We start from the raw sequence: 13187 nt of genomic DNA, 5'->3' as shown, positions 1-13187 counted from the left end.
GATCCCTCCAATTTCGGCGGCGGGTGATCCGGCTTCACGCTGCCGTTCTGGCCAGGTAGTCGCGCGCGAAGGCGAGATACCAGCCGAGACAGCCGGGATTGGCCATCGCCTCCTTGTTGATGACCTTTTCGACCGCCTGGCCAAGCAAAAGCTTCTTGATCGGCAGCTCCTGCTTCTTGCCGGAGAGCGTGCGCGGGATCTCGGCGACGGCGAAAATTTCGTTCGGCAGGAAACGCCGGGAGAGACCGATCTCGATCGCCTTGTTGATCTTGGCCTCCATCGCATCGTCGAGCGCGACGCCGTCGCGCAACACCACGAACAGCGGCATGTAGCTGTCGCGGCCGAGATACTCGAGATCCACAACGAGCGAGTCCAGCACTTCCGGCAGAGCCTCGATCGCGGAATAGAGCTCGCTCGTGCCCATGCGCAGGCCGTGCCGGTTGATCGTTGCATCGCTGCGGCCATAGATGACGCAGGAGCCGTCCGCATTGACCTTGAGCCAGTCGCCGTGCCGCCACACGGGCCCTCGACCGCTGCCGTCGAAATTGTCCGGATAGGTCTCGAAATAGCTGGCCCGGTAGCGCGCGCCGTCTTTGTCGTTCCAGAAATACAGCGGCATCGACGGCATCGGCTCGGTGCAGACGAGCTCGCCGACCTCGCCCGTGACGGCGCGACCCTGGTCATTGAACGCCTCGACTGCGGCGCCGAGCAGGCGGCACTGCATCGCACCGGGTGTCTGCGGCAGCTCGCGATTACCGCCAATGAAGGCGCCTGCGAAATCGGTGCCGCCGGAGATGTTGGCCCACCAGATGTCCGCCTGCGCCTTGCTGCCGTTGGTCGCCGACAACGTCGCAAAGCGCGCATTGAACCAGCCCTGCGTGTCGGCGCTGAGCGGCGAGCCGGTCGAGCCGAGACACCGCAGTCGCGATAGATCGCCGGCGGCCGCCAGATCGACCTCGGCCTTGGCGCAATTCGCGAAGAATGCCGCCCCCGCGCCGAAGAAGGTCGCCTTCGATTGCGCGACGAAACGCCACAATGTGGTCCAGTCCGGATTGTCCTTGGTGCCGCCGGGGCTGCCGTCGAAAATGCAGCAGGTGGTGCCGCCGAGCAGGCCACCAACCTGCGAATTCCACATGATCCAGCCGGTCGAAGAGTACCAGTGATAGCGCTCGCCGGACGAGTTCGGGTGATAGGAGCAGCCGATATCGTTGTGCAGGCCGAGCAGCGCCAGCACCACGATGACGATGCCGCCATGACCGTGCACGATCGGCTTCGGCAGGCCGGTGGTGCCGCTGGAATAAACGATCCAGAGCGGGTGATCGAATGGCAGCCAGCTTGGCTCGAAAGCGTCGATGGCGGCGCCCGTCATGGCGACGATGTCGGAGAGCAGGGCGTCCGGAGCAGCGGGCGGGACGACCTCGCTGTGCAGGATAACGTGCTCGACCGTGGGCAGCGAGCGCCGCAGCTCGGCAACGACGTCCTTGCGGTCGTGGCGTCGGCCGGCATAGCGAACGGCGTCGCAGGCGATCAGCACCTTCGGCTCGATCTGCTTGAAGCGGTCGATCACAGCCGGTGCCGCCATATCGGGCGCGCAGACGCTCCAGACGGCGCCGATGCTGGCCGCCGCCAGGAATGCGATGATGGTCTCGGGGATGTTGGGCAGATAGGCCGCGATGCGGTCGCCGGGCTTGATGCCTTTGTCCTTCAGATGCAGCGCGAGTGCAGCGGCCTTGCGCCGCAGCTCGGGCCAGCTCGTCTCCGTCAGCCTGCCGTCCTCGCCGGCGCTGACGATCGCAGGCAGGCCTGCGGCATTGGCGGCCTCGACATGGCGGAATACCTGCCGCGCATAATTGACCTGTGCACCGGGAAACCACACCGCACCGGGCATCTTGCGCTCGGCGATTACGGTCGCGAACGGCGTCGGTGATTGCAGGTCGTAATAGTCCCAGATGCTGCGCCAGAAGCCGTCAAGATCGCGAACGGACCACTGCCGCATGTCCTCGTAGCTCGAGAATGTGAGGCCACGCTTCTCGGCGAGCCAGGTGCGGTAGAGAGCGATCTGCGGAACGAAGGGGGCGGTCATCACGTGTCGACTTCACTAGCGGCTAGGAAAGGTAGAGGAGTGTGAACTTAGCGTGTCCCTGACCCGCTGCAACGGCCTCAGGCGCGCGGGAATGCGCGAAAATCGTCCCCGACGCTGCGGAGCAGGGTCGGCCTGAGCATTTGCTACCATGTGGGGCGGCTCGTCAGCGCGACCGCTCTCGCACAGGGACGATCTCGCTGGCGCGGTCAGGTTGCCGCAAAGGGTGGCGATCTAATAGCCCACGTCCGCCCAGCGCCGTCCGAACACGGGCGGCCTCGTCTTCACGGCTTCCCAGCGGAAGAAATGATGCCTTCCGGACCAGCTATGCACCACGCTGCTGCAGATGCTGCATTTGAAACAGCCGGAATGCGCTTCGGCATGTTCCTCCCTGGTCGCGGTGTAGCTCATGCTGCAACCCGCACAGGTGAATTGTTCGATCGTCCAGATGCTGTTGGCCATTGCATGGATTGTTTCTTGGGACCTCGCCGACGGTAGCCGGGCGGCTTTGCAGCGGCGTAAACCGGCCCAGGAAATTCCGGTTAATCGGCGTTAGCCAAGCTGTGCTGCTTGTTGCGGCCGGCGGGCAACTTTTGCCAGCTGCGCATCAATCGATCGCCGGGCCAGTGCGCATGTCACGATCGATGCGCATCTTCACGCGCCTGATGGCGAGCTGCGGCAATCTGCCTTGCACTCGCCCGGAGCGCACCTTCTCGCCGATGGAATAGGCGTAGTGCCAATAGCCGGGCGCACTGTTGCGCGTCAGCGAGAAATGGATGCTGCGGTGAATTCCCGCGTGGGAATCTGGCTCCATGGGGCGACCCGCCATCGTCCTGGAATGCGCTTTGGGCCGAGGCGTTCCTAATTCCGGAAGGGGGCCTTCGGGCGGCTGGGCAGGCGCGCTCGTCTTGACGGCGGTTCCGCAGCTGGCAATAACGGATTGGCTTCGCAAGTTGCCGGACGTTGCGTTCATGTCGCAGGGAAAGCAATCGCCGTGAAAAGTCTCCGTCAGCTCCTGACGGGAGAGGATATCATCCAGCTCGTGATCCGGCTCGGCCTGCTGGCCCTGCTGATCATCTGGACCTTCCTGATCATCCGCCCTTTCGTGCCGATCCTGGCCTGGAGCGGCGTGCTCGCGGTTGCGTTCTACCCGGCCTTCAGCTGGCTGGCCAGGATCCTCGGCGGCCGGCCGAAGACCGCAGCGGCGCTCCTCACCCTGATCACGCTGGGCATCGTCATCGGCCCTGCGACCTGGCTTGGCCTCAGTGCGGTCGATGGCGTGCGGGAGCTGGCGCACCAGCTCGGCACCGGCGATCTCGCGCTGCAGTCGGCGCCGGAGCAGCTCAAATCGTGGCCGCTGGTCGGCCCGTGGCTCTATGAACTCTGGGACCAGACCTACACCAACATCCGAGCGGTGTTGCGCGAGGTGGCGCCATATCTCCAGCCGCTGGCGGGACCGCTGTTGTCGCTCGCGGGCGATGCCGGACTCGGCACTGTCCAGTTCCTGCTCTCGGTGTTCGTTGCCGGCTTCCTGTTTCCGCACGGACCGCGGCTGGTTGCGGCCGGCCGCAACTTCCTGTTCCGCATCGTGCCCGAGCAGAGCGAGCATTTCCTCGGGCTCGCGGGTGCGACCATCCGCGCCGTGGCGCAAGGGGTGATCGGCGTCGCGGTGGTGCAGGCGTTGCTCGCCGGTTTCGGCTTCAAGCTCGCTGCCGTGCCGAGCGCTGGCCTTCTCGCCTTCATCGTGCTGCTGCTCTCGATCGTGCAGATCGGCGCCTTTCTCGTGCTGCTGCCGGTGATCATCTGGATCTGGACCGCCAAGGACGTCACCACCGCGCTCCTGCTCACCGTGTTTCTCGTCCTGGTCGGCTTCATCGACACCATGCTGAAGCCGCTCGTCATGGGGCGCGGCCTGACCACGCCGACCATCGTGATCTTCGTCGGCGTGATCGGCGGCACGCTCGCCCACGGTATCGTCGGCCTGTTCATCGGGCCGATCATCCTGTCGGTGGCCTGGGAGCTGATGATGGCCTGGATCCGGACGGAGGATCGGGTGGAGGGGACAAAGGCTGACCCGGCGCCGTGACGGCCTGTGGTCAAACTGACCCCTCAACTTGTCTATACGACTAGACAAGTTACGATCGGGACGATTCTGGTTTCGATTTGCGGCAGTGATGGCGAAGTCTTCCAAGCTGGTTGCCGCCAGGCGCGGCAAGGTGTTGTTGGTCAGACGCCGATCCGACGGTCTCTGGATGTTCCCAGGCGGCCGCAAGCGCGCGCGCGAGTCCGAGAAGGACTGCCTGCGACGCGAGATCAAGGAGGAGCTGCCCAAGCTGAAGCTCGGCCGGATCAGTCTCTGGAAGGAAGTGACGGCCAGGAACAAGCGCTCCGGCCGCAAGATGAGCGATGCCATCTTCATCGCCAAGGGCGCCAAGGGCAGGCTGACGATCGGCGACAAGAAGGAGATCGATCGCGCTGCCTGGCAGCGGCCCCGCGGCATCCGCCTGACGCCGACCTCGCGCTACATCCGCGACCGCCTGTTTCCGAGGAAGCCGCGGCGAGGGTGATCTAACCTCGCGTCCCGCCGATCGCGTCCGCCCTGCGAACGACCGCGAGCGGGCGCCGTTCGTCTCGATGGGACCTTGCTGCAGCCGATGCGAGCAGGCGAGCCGCTCTTCGCAGAACACGCGCAAAGTCATCGCTCCACAGTGACAGGCGGCGGTCTCGATCCATCAAGCGGCCTGCTCAGCCACTATTGCTTGGCCGCCATCGTCTCCAGGCAATGATTGAGATAGGTGGTGCGATCCCTGGGCAGCACTTTCGCGAGATCCGCCTTCATCGCGCATTCGCGCTGGCGCAGCTGTTCGGCCCGGCGCCTCTCCGCTGCCTCACGATATTCGGGGGCAACCTTGCTGGGATCGACCAGCGCCTGCGAACGGGCGGGAGCGGCTGCGAGCAATGCGACGGCCGCGATGAAAATGAATGGTTTCAAATGAGCCTCCGTAAAAGGAACATGCTAGCGCACGGCGTATGCACGCTCAAACCGGAAGGACGTGGTACCCTGTTCCGGCGCGATCGGATCGCCGGTGCGGCAGATGTGCTTTGGAACGAGTCCGCTCCGCGAGCGTAGACTCCTGGCTCCCGGCCCATCCCCAAGCCCCAAAACCCCCGGGCCGCGAGAAAACCTTCCCCACAAGGTTGGCGACCTCAGGGCCTCTTGCGCTGAGGTCGTTTGGCGCTGGGCGTGTGAACCAGTTCACAAACGCGCGGCGGAAACGCTGCTATGAAGACGTCATTGCTTAACCGATTTATTTTGAACCCCAGCGTGGCTCCAAGCGCTGGGGTTTTTCGTGCTTGCATGTGCACCAAGCGCATCGGCCAGTTCCGATCCGTGGGGCAATCGCCGGTCAAACGATCGGGATCGCGATGGCACCCCGGACGTTGCCCACGCGCGTGCGTTCGCAAGCTAAATCCCATATGCATGGCGCCGAGCAGCCGAATCGGGACGAGAGCGGCTCGCGTTCGGCTGCCGACGGTTTACGACCAGAGACGGGTTCAAGTGAGGCTTTCCAAAAAAACACGGGCGACCAAAAAATCGCCCAAGAAGAGCAAGGGGTCGCAGCGCGCAACGATCGCGTCTTCGTCGCCACTCGGAATGATGGCCCTGCATCTGCTTGCACAATGGAGGCAGTCCGGGCGTAGCGGTCTCGTCTTTCTTGCCGAGAGCGAGAACAGGGCAGAGCGGCTGGGCAGCGTCATTCACGCGCTCGATCCGTCCTGCGAGGTCCTGGTGTTTCCGCGATTGAACACCTTGCCGTTCGATCAGCTGGAGCCGTCCCACGAGCTCGCGGGGCGCAGAGCGTCGGTGCTGCGACGCCTCGCCAAATCCAAAAAACCGTTGTTTCTGGTTTCGACGGCGGAGGCCGTGATGGAGCGCCTGCCGCCGCCGGCGAGCCTGTCGCGCCTGAGCGTGAGCCTGAAGGTGGGCGGTGCGTTCTCCGAGCAGGAGCTCGAGACGCGCCTGCAATCCCTGGGTTACGATCTCGACGACGAACCGGACTATCCGGGCGGGGCGCTATTTCACGGCCAGACCTTCGAGATATTTCCCGCGGGCGCGCTGGGTCCATTCCGGATCGAGCATTCGGAGCGCGCGATCAGGCGGATCGTGGCGTTCGATCCGCAAGAGCACGACATCATCTTCGAGACGAACGAGCTTGTGGTCGATCCCATGTCGGAGCGGCTCGGCTTCGCCGGCAAGCGCGGCCAGCGCGCCAGCCTGTTCGATTATTGCGGACGCGCAAAATGGGTCGCCGACGCCGGCGTTCCCTCGCACGTCGAGGCCTGGCTCGGCACGATCGAGGAGGCCGCGCCGCGTGCGGAGCGGGAGCGTGAATATCTCGGACGCGCCGACTGGAAGCGGCTGTCCAAGGGCATGAAGGTGCTGCCGCGAACGGCATCGTTGCGGACCACGCCGGAGTTTTCCAAGCTGACCTCCGCACGGAAGGCGCTGCGGGCGTTCGTCGATGAGACGCGCCGGGCCGGTGCACGTTTGGTCCTCGTCGCAGCGATCGAGGACGATCTGCGCGTGATGGAGCGGATGGGCGGCGTCAAGGCGCAGCGCTGCGGCGACTGGGACGAGGCGACGAGCGGTCGGAACGGCGAGATGGCGCTGCTGGCCGATCTCGATGCCGGCTTCGTCCTGCCCGGCAAGAAGCCTCTGGTCGTCGTCACGGCGTCCGACGTGCTCGGCAGCCGCGCGCATCACCCCCAGCCGATGGCGCGGGCCTGGAGTGCGGCCTTCGACCATGCCGACGTGCCCGAGCAGGGCACGGTGGTCATCCATCTCCAGCGCGGGCTTGGCGTGCTCGACGGCTTGCAGACCGTGAACACGGGCGGTGGCGCGATGCGCGAGATGATCCGCTTGAAGTTCGCCGGCGACAATGCGGTGCTGGTGCCGCCCCCCGATCTTGCCTTGATGTGGCCTTACGCAACCGAGCTCGGCAAGCTCGCGCTCGACAAGGCGGATGGTAGCACATGGTGGGCGCGCCGCAGCGAAGCCGAGCGCGAAATCCAGGCTGCCGGCAAGGTGCTGGCCAAGCACATCAGCCAGCGCCGGCGGCGGCGCGGCGAAAAGCTGGTGCCGCCGGGATCTGCCTACGAGAAGTTCGTGGCGCGCTTTCCCTATTTCACCACGAGCGATCAGGCAAAGGCCATTGCCGACGTGCTTGATGACCTCGCCTCCGGTCACCCGATGGACCGCGTGATCTGCGGCGACGTCGGTTTCGGCAAGACCGAGGTGGCGCTGCGCGCGGCGGCCGCCGTCGTGCTGTCGGGCAAGCAGGTCGCTGTCGCGGTGCCGACGACGGTGCTGGCGCGCCAGCACGTCGCAACGTTCCAGAAGCGCTTCGCGCCGTTCGGCATCGAGGTGGGTAACCTGTCGCGGGCCACCTCGGGCGCGGAGCTGCGTGAGACCCGGGAGGGACTGCGCAGCGGCCGGATCAAGGTCGTGATCGGCACCCAGGCGCTCACGGGCAAGGACGTCAAGTTCAGCGATCTCGGCCTCGTCATCATCGACGAGGAACAGCATTTCGGCGCGGCCGAGAAGGCGAAGCTCTCGGGCCTCGCCAGGAACGTCCACGTGCTCATGATGAGCGCGACGCCCATCCCGCGGACGCTGGCTGCGGGCCTTGCCGGCTTCCGTGACCTCAGCGTGATCGCCTCGCCTCCGGTGCACCGGCTGCCGGTCGCAACGCGGATCGCGCCGCTGTCGGATGCAGCCATCGCCTCCGCGCTGCTGCGCGAGCAGCGCCGCCACGGGCAGAGCTTCCTGATCTGTCCGCGCATCCAGGATCTCGATCCCATGCTGGCGCGGGTGCAGGCGGTGGCGCCCGAGCTGCGCATCGTCTGCCTGCACGGACGATTGGCCGCCGACGAGATCGACGACCGCATGATGAGCTTCGTCGAGGGCAGGGCCGACGTGCTGCTCGCCACCAACATCGTGGAGAGCGGCCTCGACATTCCCCGCGCCAACACCATCGTGGTGTGCTGGCCCGAGAAGTTCGGCCTCGCCCAGCTGCACCAGCTCCGCGGCCGGGTCGGCCGCAGCGGCATCCGCGCCTTCGCTCATCTGTTGACCGAGGGCGCTTCCGGACAATCGGAGAAGCGGCTCGCGGTGCTCGAGGAGTTCAGCCGGCCAGGCGCCGGCTTTGCCATCAGCGAGCGCGACCTGGATCTGCGAGGCGCCGGCGACCTGTTCTCGGAGCAGCAATCCGGCCATGTCCAAGTGTTCGGGCCCGTGCTCTACAGCCACCTCTTGAAGATGGCCTCGGAGAAGGCCGGCGAGGAGCGCGCCGCGGTGTGGGTGCCCGATCTGAACCTGCCGGTCCCGGACATGCTGCCCGAGACCTATGTGCAGTCCGAGCCCGTGCGGCTCGAGCTCTATGCGCGCGCCGCAAGATGCAATGACGAGGATGACCTCGACGACCTCGAGGAGGAGACCTCGCGCCGCTTCGGGCCCTTGCCGCAGGGCGCGCGTGACTTCTTCGCCGCGGCAAAGCTGCGGATCGCGTGCAAGCGGCGCGGCATCATCCGCCTCGACGTCGGCCCCGAAGCCGCGGCCGCGACGTTCCTGCCGGGCCGCTTGCGAAAGTCGCGGGGCAAGTCGCTTCAACGCGACGGCGACCGCGTCGTCTATCACAGCCCGATGCGGGGCGCGCCGTTCGAGCGGGTGGAGGAGCTGCTCGAGCTGCTGGACGAGGGGTGAGCGGCAACGTGCGAAAACAACCCCATGCACAGTAGCCAAGTGCTTGTGCCACAACGTCTTTCCTATCCAGCGCAAAGGAGAGCTTGCGGCGTCGGGCAAAACAGTGGCATTCTGCCAACTTCGGAAAATCCGTCACGGCTCGGACTGGCGGGCCCAGTCTGGCACGTCAACGTCCTTCCGCATGATCCCGATGAAATAGAAAATGCTTCTGGGCGTCAGCGTCTCGTGGTCACCCTGGGTGAACACGATCTTCAGCCCGGCCGCGTCGATCATCTCCCGAAACGTCTCGACCGTCGAGCCGCGATTGTTCTCCTGCAGCACGACCACGCCGTCGTCCGCCAAGAAGGGGCCGATCGTGTTGAAGAACTCGCGGTGGATCGCCCAATCGGGGTCGTGCGCGCGGATATCGCCTTCGTACTGGTCGATGAAGTGCGGCGGGTTGCTGACCACCAGGTTCCAGCGCTCGGTCTTCGGGATGCTCCGCAGATTGTTGGATTGGTAGACGGAGACCCGTTCCTCCAGATGGTTCAGGCGGACGGTGGTCTTGCAACAGGCAACGGCCGCCGGGTTGATGTCGGCGAGACACATCGTCTCGCACAGGCCGTGCCCCAGCGCCGAAAAGCCGATGAACGCCGGTCCGGCGCACCACTCGAACAAGCGAGGCTGCTTCGGCATCTTCCGGGAGCGCAGAAAGGGGATGAAGTCCTGGCCGAACTCGATCCCGCCGCCGTCGAGCTCGCTTCTGTATTCGATGGTGAGTCCGCCCAGCACCACGCGCTTGGCAGGCCTGACCCGCCGCAACAGTGGTCGCACTATGCCATGCTCGAGCCGGTGCAGGACCCCCACGCGCCCTCCGTTTCGTCTTGTTGCGACGGTTGGCGCGATGTTGCTCTGCTCAACCTCGGCCTGTCAAACGGCCGCATCGACCCCGTACTCGACCGGGGCCTCTTGGCCGTCAACCGGCCGCGCCGCTAACGTGGAATTAATCCAAAAAGCTCACAATTTGAGACAGTTGTGTATGGGTGCTGCGTAAAGGCGTCGTTGCGACGACGTTCCGTGGGCGGCTGCCTTTTGCTCGCTCATGGGGCCAACAGACGTGACCACGACTTACGAAACGCAAGGCTTCGCCGAAGAGTTCGACCCGGCTGCGCTCGCGGCCGCCGCAGCAGCCCACGAACCCGCTGCCCCGGAAATTCCAGCGCCGGTCACGCAGTCCAGCCGGAAATCGCTCTTGGCGCTGTCGCTGTGTGCCATCGCCATCAATGGCGCGGCAGCCATCTACACGTTCCCGTCCGATCTCCCTGCGCTCAATGTCGCGAGTCTCGCTCAACTGCTTCCGCGCCAGGAAGCGGCCGCGCCGAAACCGGATCCGGTCGTCACTGCCTTGAAAGAGATTCAGGCGGCCCAGCAGCAACACACCGCTTTGCTGCAGCAGAACAACCACGCGTCGCAGCAAAATACCGATTTGCTGCAGCAGGATTCGATGGTGCTGCTGTCATTGCGGCAGAGCATCACGGACGAACGGGCCGATGTGAAGAAGATCTCATCGCAGCTGTCGACACTGATTGCCAAGGTCGACTCGCTGCAAAACAGGATGATGTCGGACGTCACGTCGTCCGTCCGCAAAGCGAATGCCCGCTACGGACTGGCGATGCGCAAACGGATCGTGCCAGAAAATCAGCCCTTGGGGCCGGTTTCGGTTGGTGGAGCACCGCTGGGCGTACCGGCACCCGTTTCAGCGCCGGAGAGCTGAGGGTAGATCATACCGACGCCTGCAGATCGCGATCAACGAATGGAGCTGCGCGTCGTTCCGTCATGACCGTCCGGTCGTGCGTTTCAGGAATTTGTGACTTGTTGCGGCGATGTCCGCATCCCAATTCCGGAATGTGCGATCAGATAGGCGGAGCAGGAACAATGCGTATATTGTTGGTGACGTTGCTCACAGCGGCTTCGATTGCCCAGGCCCACGCAGAGGCGAGGACGAACGTCCCGGATGCCTCGTGCAGCTATACGTTGTCGAGCGGGGAGACGTACAAGATACCAGCGGGACAGAATCTCTGCTGGCGCGTCCCACCGCCGTCTTACAAGGTGTACACGCTGCTGCGTTGTGATCCTCCATTCCAGGAGCTCAACCGGGTGCGCCTGGGCGATGGCCAATGCAACAGGTATGAGGACCGCCAGTAGCCGCGGCCGGGGAACAGCCGCGAAGGTGGCTCTCTCTCTCGGAGAGCCTCTTCCGTGATGGAATAGAAGCTGGCCGCTGGACTGAGCAGAAGGAGCGTGAGCCAGAGCTTCGCGGCGCAAGAATGGCCTTTGTCGCCCTTGCAGGCCGAGCACTCCCGGCGCTCTTATCCGCAATTTGATCGGCAGCCGGGAGCATTGGGGGCTGGAAAGCAAGCCGTCCCATGTTCGTCCGTCAACGACAATAGGGAGGACACTGGAATCCCGTAGTTTGACGGAGTCCATTTTCGGAACGCGGTGTTCTACTGTGAGAACACCGGCGAGATTTGAGTATCAAGCAAATTTCAAGTTGCCCGGGATATGGCCGCAGTGGGGGCTGGAACCACGCTGCGGCTTTTCCCTGTCTGTCTCGAGCATGCCGCTGTCGAGCTGCAAAGCCGAAGCCGCTTCAAGCGATTCCACCACATGACAGCAAACAGCATGGCGGTTGACCATCGCACGCGACAGCGGGACAGCTCGCGATTCCTTGTCCTGCTTGTGAAATCCCTGTCGTTGTGGCGAACCGATCTGCGCATCAGGTAACAGCCAGCGATTGCTCAATTGGAGCTGGTGCGATGCGTTCCCTGCTTGCGATGGGTCTGTTGATCGTCTTCTGCGCCGCGGCAAACGCCGCACCGGTGCATCACACGCGCGCACGCCACCCACCCGGCGGTGGACCGGACCCGCGCGAACTCCAGTCCGCCAGCGCGTTTCGCGGTCCCGGGCTGGAGCGACGAGGCCACGGAGCGCTGGCTCGACAACGCCTCGTCAAACGTTGGCCGAGGCGGATAGCGGCGGAAACCGGCGACGGCAACCGGGGAGATGGCCCGGAAAGGACTCGGCGGCTAGGCCGCCTGCTCCTCGAACGAGGTGTAGACCCGGCCATTGGGATCGACGACCTGGACGTCCCAGCATCCATCCTCGACCAGCTCCCTGGCCTTCTTGAGGGCGGCAGCGAGCGAAGGCCGCTTGAGACTGACGACGCCCGCCGTGTCGAAACCGCTGATTTCAAACATGCTGTCCCCTCCGGTTTTGGTGAAGCGTACACGTTTCTGGCGGGTTGTCAGCGGGTTTTGTGGGCGGGCTGGGAAGGGCACGCTCAGAGCGCCGTCTCATTGCGAGGAGGAGGGTATTTAATGCGAGGACGAAGGCTGAGCGCGATGGCCGCGCGCCTGACATCGACGAGCCAATCCTACGCGGGGTGACCGTCACGCCCGGCGACGGGCGCGACCTCGGCTTGGTTCGCTCGATCGCCAAGACGATCAGCGGCGTTCGCTCGCACGGCCTCGCGATTGGTGAGCAGTGACGCACCGGGCCTGCCAGTGCACGCTGGCGGGCGTTCTTCACGAAGCTCTGATGGCCAAACAAATCATTAACGAAGACCCCATAGTATATTTGGCCGTTGACCTGCATCCCGTCACTGCAGACGAGGTGGGTCTAGATGTAGGCCGACAACATGGCGGACCTCAGGGAGAAGTTGGACAAGCTCCGTGCCGATGCCGCGGATTTGGTTCTAATGAGCAGGCGAACGAGCGACCCGCAAAAGCGCGCACTCTTCGAACGGTTGGCAGATGAGCTCGCGATAGAAGCGCTGGAACTCGAGCAGGTGGTGAAGGCTCAAAGCCGGCGTTCGGGTCCCCGCGACTTGGATAAAGTCGTGCCCCTCAAGGCGCGTCCGGCTGGTCGCTGACGCAGTCTCCATTTCCTTTGTGGGCCACCACTTAGATTGGCGGTCCTCGCTCAGGCTTGCGGTCCGTTCTGATCTGCCACCGCGCCGTTTCACCCGCTCTCTTCAACAGATGACGAATAGGACGGCGCCGATGGCGACGCGGCCCATAAGAAAAATCGCGACCAAGCGCTTGATTTGTTGTGGTGAGCGCGCTGGGGCTCGAACCCAGGACCCCGTGATTAAAAGTCACGTGCTCTACCGGCTGAGCTACGCGCTCCCATGGCCGCTGATGGCTTGAAGACGATCGCCATCCTGGTCGGACATTCGAGGAGCATGTCTTGCCGCGACGTTCGATTTGCGTTGCGGGGAAAACCGGCTGTTTCCGGATCATACTCTCGGCCCGCGCTGTGTAGGGGGAGTGGCCGCGGAGGTCAATAGTGTGGGGTGCTGCCGAA

The 13187-nt window shown here is 64.4% G+C and carries 12 protein-coding genes and 1 tRNA gene; 5 read left to right on the top strand and 8 right to left on the bottom strand.

Features of this window, described 5'->3' with window-relative positions; translation table 11 throughout:
- Positions 1 to 34 precede the first annotated feature (34 nt).
- The 3 genes from LPJ38_RS25165 to LPJ38_RS25155 form a co-directional block, all read right to left on the bottom strand.
- Positions 35 to 2083, bottom strand: coding sequence for an acetoacetate--CoA ligase (locus LPJ38_RS25165; RefSeq protein WP_145634258.1), 2049 nt, complete (start codon positions 2081 to 2083; stop codon positions 35 to 37).
- 231 nt (positions 2084 to 2314) lie between these two features.
- Positions 2315 to 2542, bottom strand: a complete 228-nt coding sequence (locus tag LPJ38_RS25160) for a hypothetical protein (protein ID WP_145634246.1) — start codon at positions 2540 to 2542, stop codon at positions 2315 to 2317.
- A gap of 145 nt (positions 2543 to 2687) precedes the next feature.
- Positions 2688 to 2894, bottom strand: a complete 207-nt coding sequence (locus LPJ38_RS25155) for a hypothetical protein (RefSeq protein ID WP_231088400.1) — start codon at positions 2892 to 2894, stop codon at positions 2688 to 2690.
- A 174-nt stretch (positions 2895 to 3068) separates the two neighbouring features.
- Between LPJ38_RS25155 and LPJ38_RS25150 the strand changes: the two genes are divergently transcribed.
- Positions 3069 to 4166, top strand: a complete 1098-nt coding sequence (locus LPJ38_RS25150; protein WP_145634650.1) for an AI-2E family transporter — start codon at positions 3069 to 3071, stop codon at positions 4164 to 4166.
- A gap of 88 nt (positions 4167 to 4254) precedes the next feature.
- Positions 4255 to 4647: an NUDIX hydrolase gene (locus LPJ38_RS25145; RefSeq protein WP_008563855.1), complete on the top strand. Its 393-nt coding sequence runs from the start codon at positions 4255 to 4257 to the stop codon at positions 4645 to 4647.
- A gap of 185 nt (positions 4648 to 4832) precedes the next feature.
- Here the strand turns inward: LPJ38_RS25145 and LPJ38_RS25140 are convergent, their stop codons facing one another.
- Positions 4833 to 5072, bottom strand: a complete 240-nt coding sequence (locus tag LPJ38_RS25140; protein WP_145634221.1) for a hypothetical protein — start codon at positions 5070 to 5072, stop codon at positions 4833 to 4835.
- Positions 5073 to 5735: 663 nt separating this feature from the next.
- On the opposite strand from LPJ38_RS25140, the gene LPJ38_RS25135 reads away from it, so the two are divergent.
- On the top strand, positions 5736 to 8843 hold the full coding sequence (locus LPJ38_RS25135; RefSeq protein WP_167520492.1) for a DEAD/DEAH box helicase: 3108 nt from the start codon (positions 5736 to 5738) through the stop codon (positions 8841 to 8843).
- A 132-nt stretch (positions 8844 to 8975) separates the two neighbouring features.
- On the opposite strand, the gene LPJ38_RS25130 is transcribed toward LPJ38_RS25135, so the two are convergent.
- The gene (locus LPJ38_RS25130) at positions 8976 to 9689 is read right to left on the bottom strand and encodes a methyltransferase (RefSeq protein WP_145634195.1); all 714 of its coding nucleotides are present in this window, start codon (positions 9687 to 9689) and stop codon (positions 8976 to 8978) included.
- A 235-nt stretch (positions 9690 to 9924) separates the two neighbouring features.
- On the opposite strand from LPJ38_RS25130, the gene LPJ38_RS25125 reads away from it, so the two are divergent.
- Complete coding sequence (locus LPJ38_RS25125; protein ID WP_145634183.1) at positions 9925 to 10596, top strand: hypothetical protein; 672 nt, start codon at positions 9925 to 9927, stop codon at positions 10594 to 10596.
- Positions 10597 to 11357: 761 nt separating this feature from the next.
- Here the strand turns inward: LPJ38_RS25125 and LPJ38_RS25120 are convergent.
- On the bottom strand, positions 11358 to 11624 hold the full coding sequence (locus LPJ38_RS25120; protein WP_145634172.1) for a hypothetical protein: 267 nt from the start codon (positions 11622 to 11624) through the stop codon (positions 11358 to 11360).
- Between the two features lie 284 nt (positions 11625 to 11908).
- Positions 11909 to 12079 (bottom strand): hypothetical protein, encoded by a 171-nt coding sequence (locus LPJ38_RS25115; RefSeq protein WP_167520491.1) that lies wholly within the window; start codon positions 12077 to 12079, stop codon positions 11909 to 11911.
- Between the two features lie 440 nt (positions 12080 to 12519).
- Here LPJ38_RS25115 and LPJ38_RS25110 point away from each other — a divergent pair, with 440 nt between their 5' ends.
- Positions 12520 to 12753 (top strand): hypothetical protein, encoded by a 234-nt coding sequence (locus LPJ38_RS25110; protein WP_145634158.1) that lies wholly within the window; start codon positions 12520 to 12522, stop codon positions 12751 to 12753.
- A gap of 180 nt (positions 12754 to 12933) precedes the next feature.
- On the opposite strand, the gene LPJ38_RS25105 is transcribed toward LPJ38_RS25110, so the two are convergent.
- Positions 12934 to 13009, bottom strand: a tRNA-Lys gene (locus LPJ38_RS25105).
- Between the last annotated feature and the right edge of the window lie 178 nt (positions 13010 to 13187).

Source organism: Bradyrhizobium daqingense (assembly GCF_021044685.1).
GTDB classification, from domain to species: domain Bacteria; phylum Pseudomonadota; class Alphaproteobacteria; order Rhizobiales; family Xanthobacteraceae; genus Bradyrhizobium; species Bradyrhizobium daqingense.
This window is presented reverse-complemented; position numbering and strand designations above follow the sequence as displayed.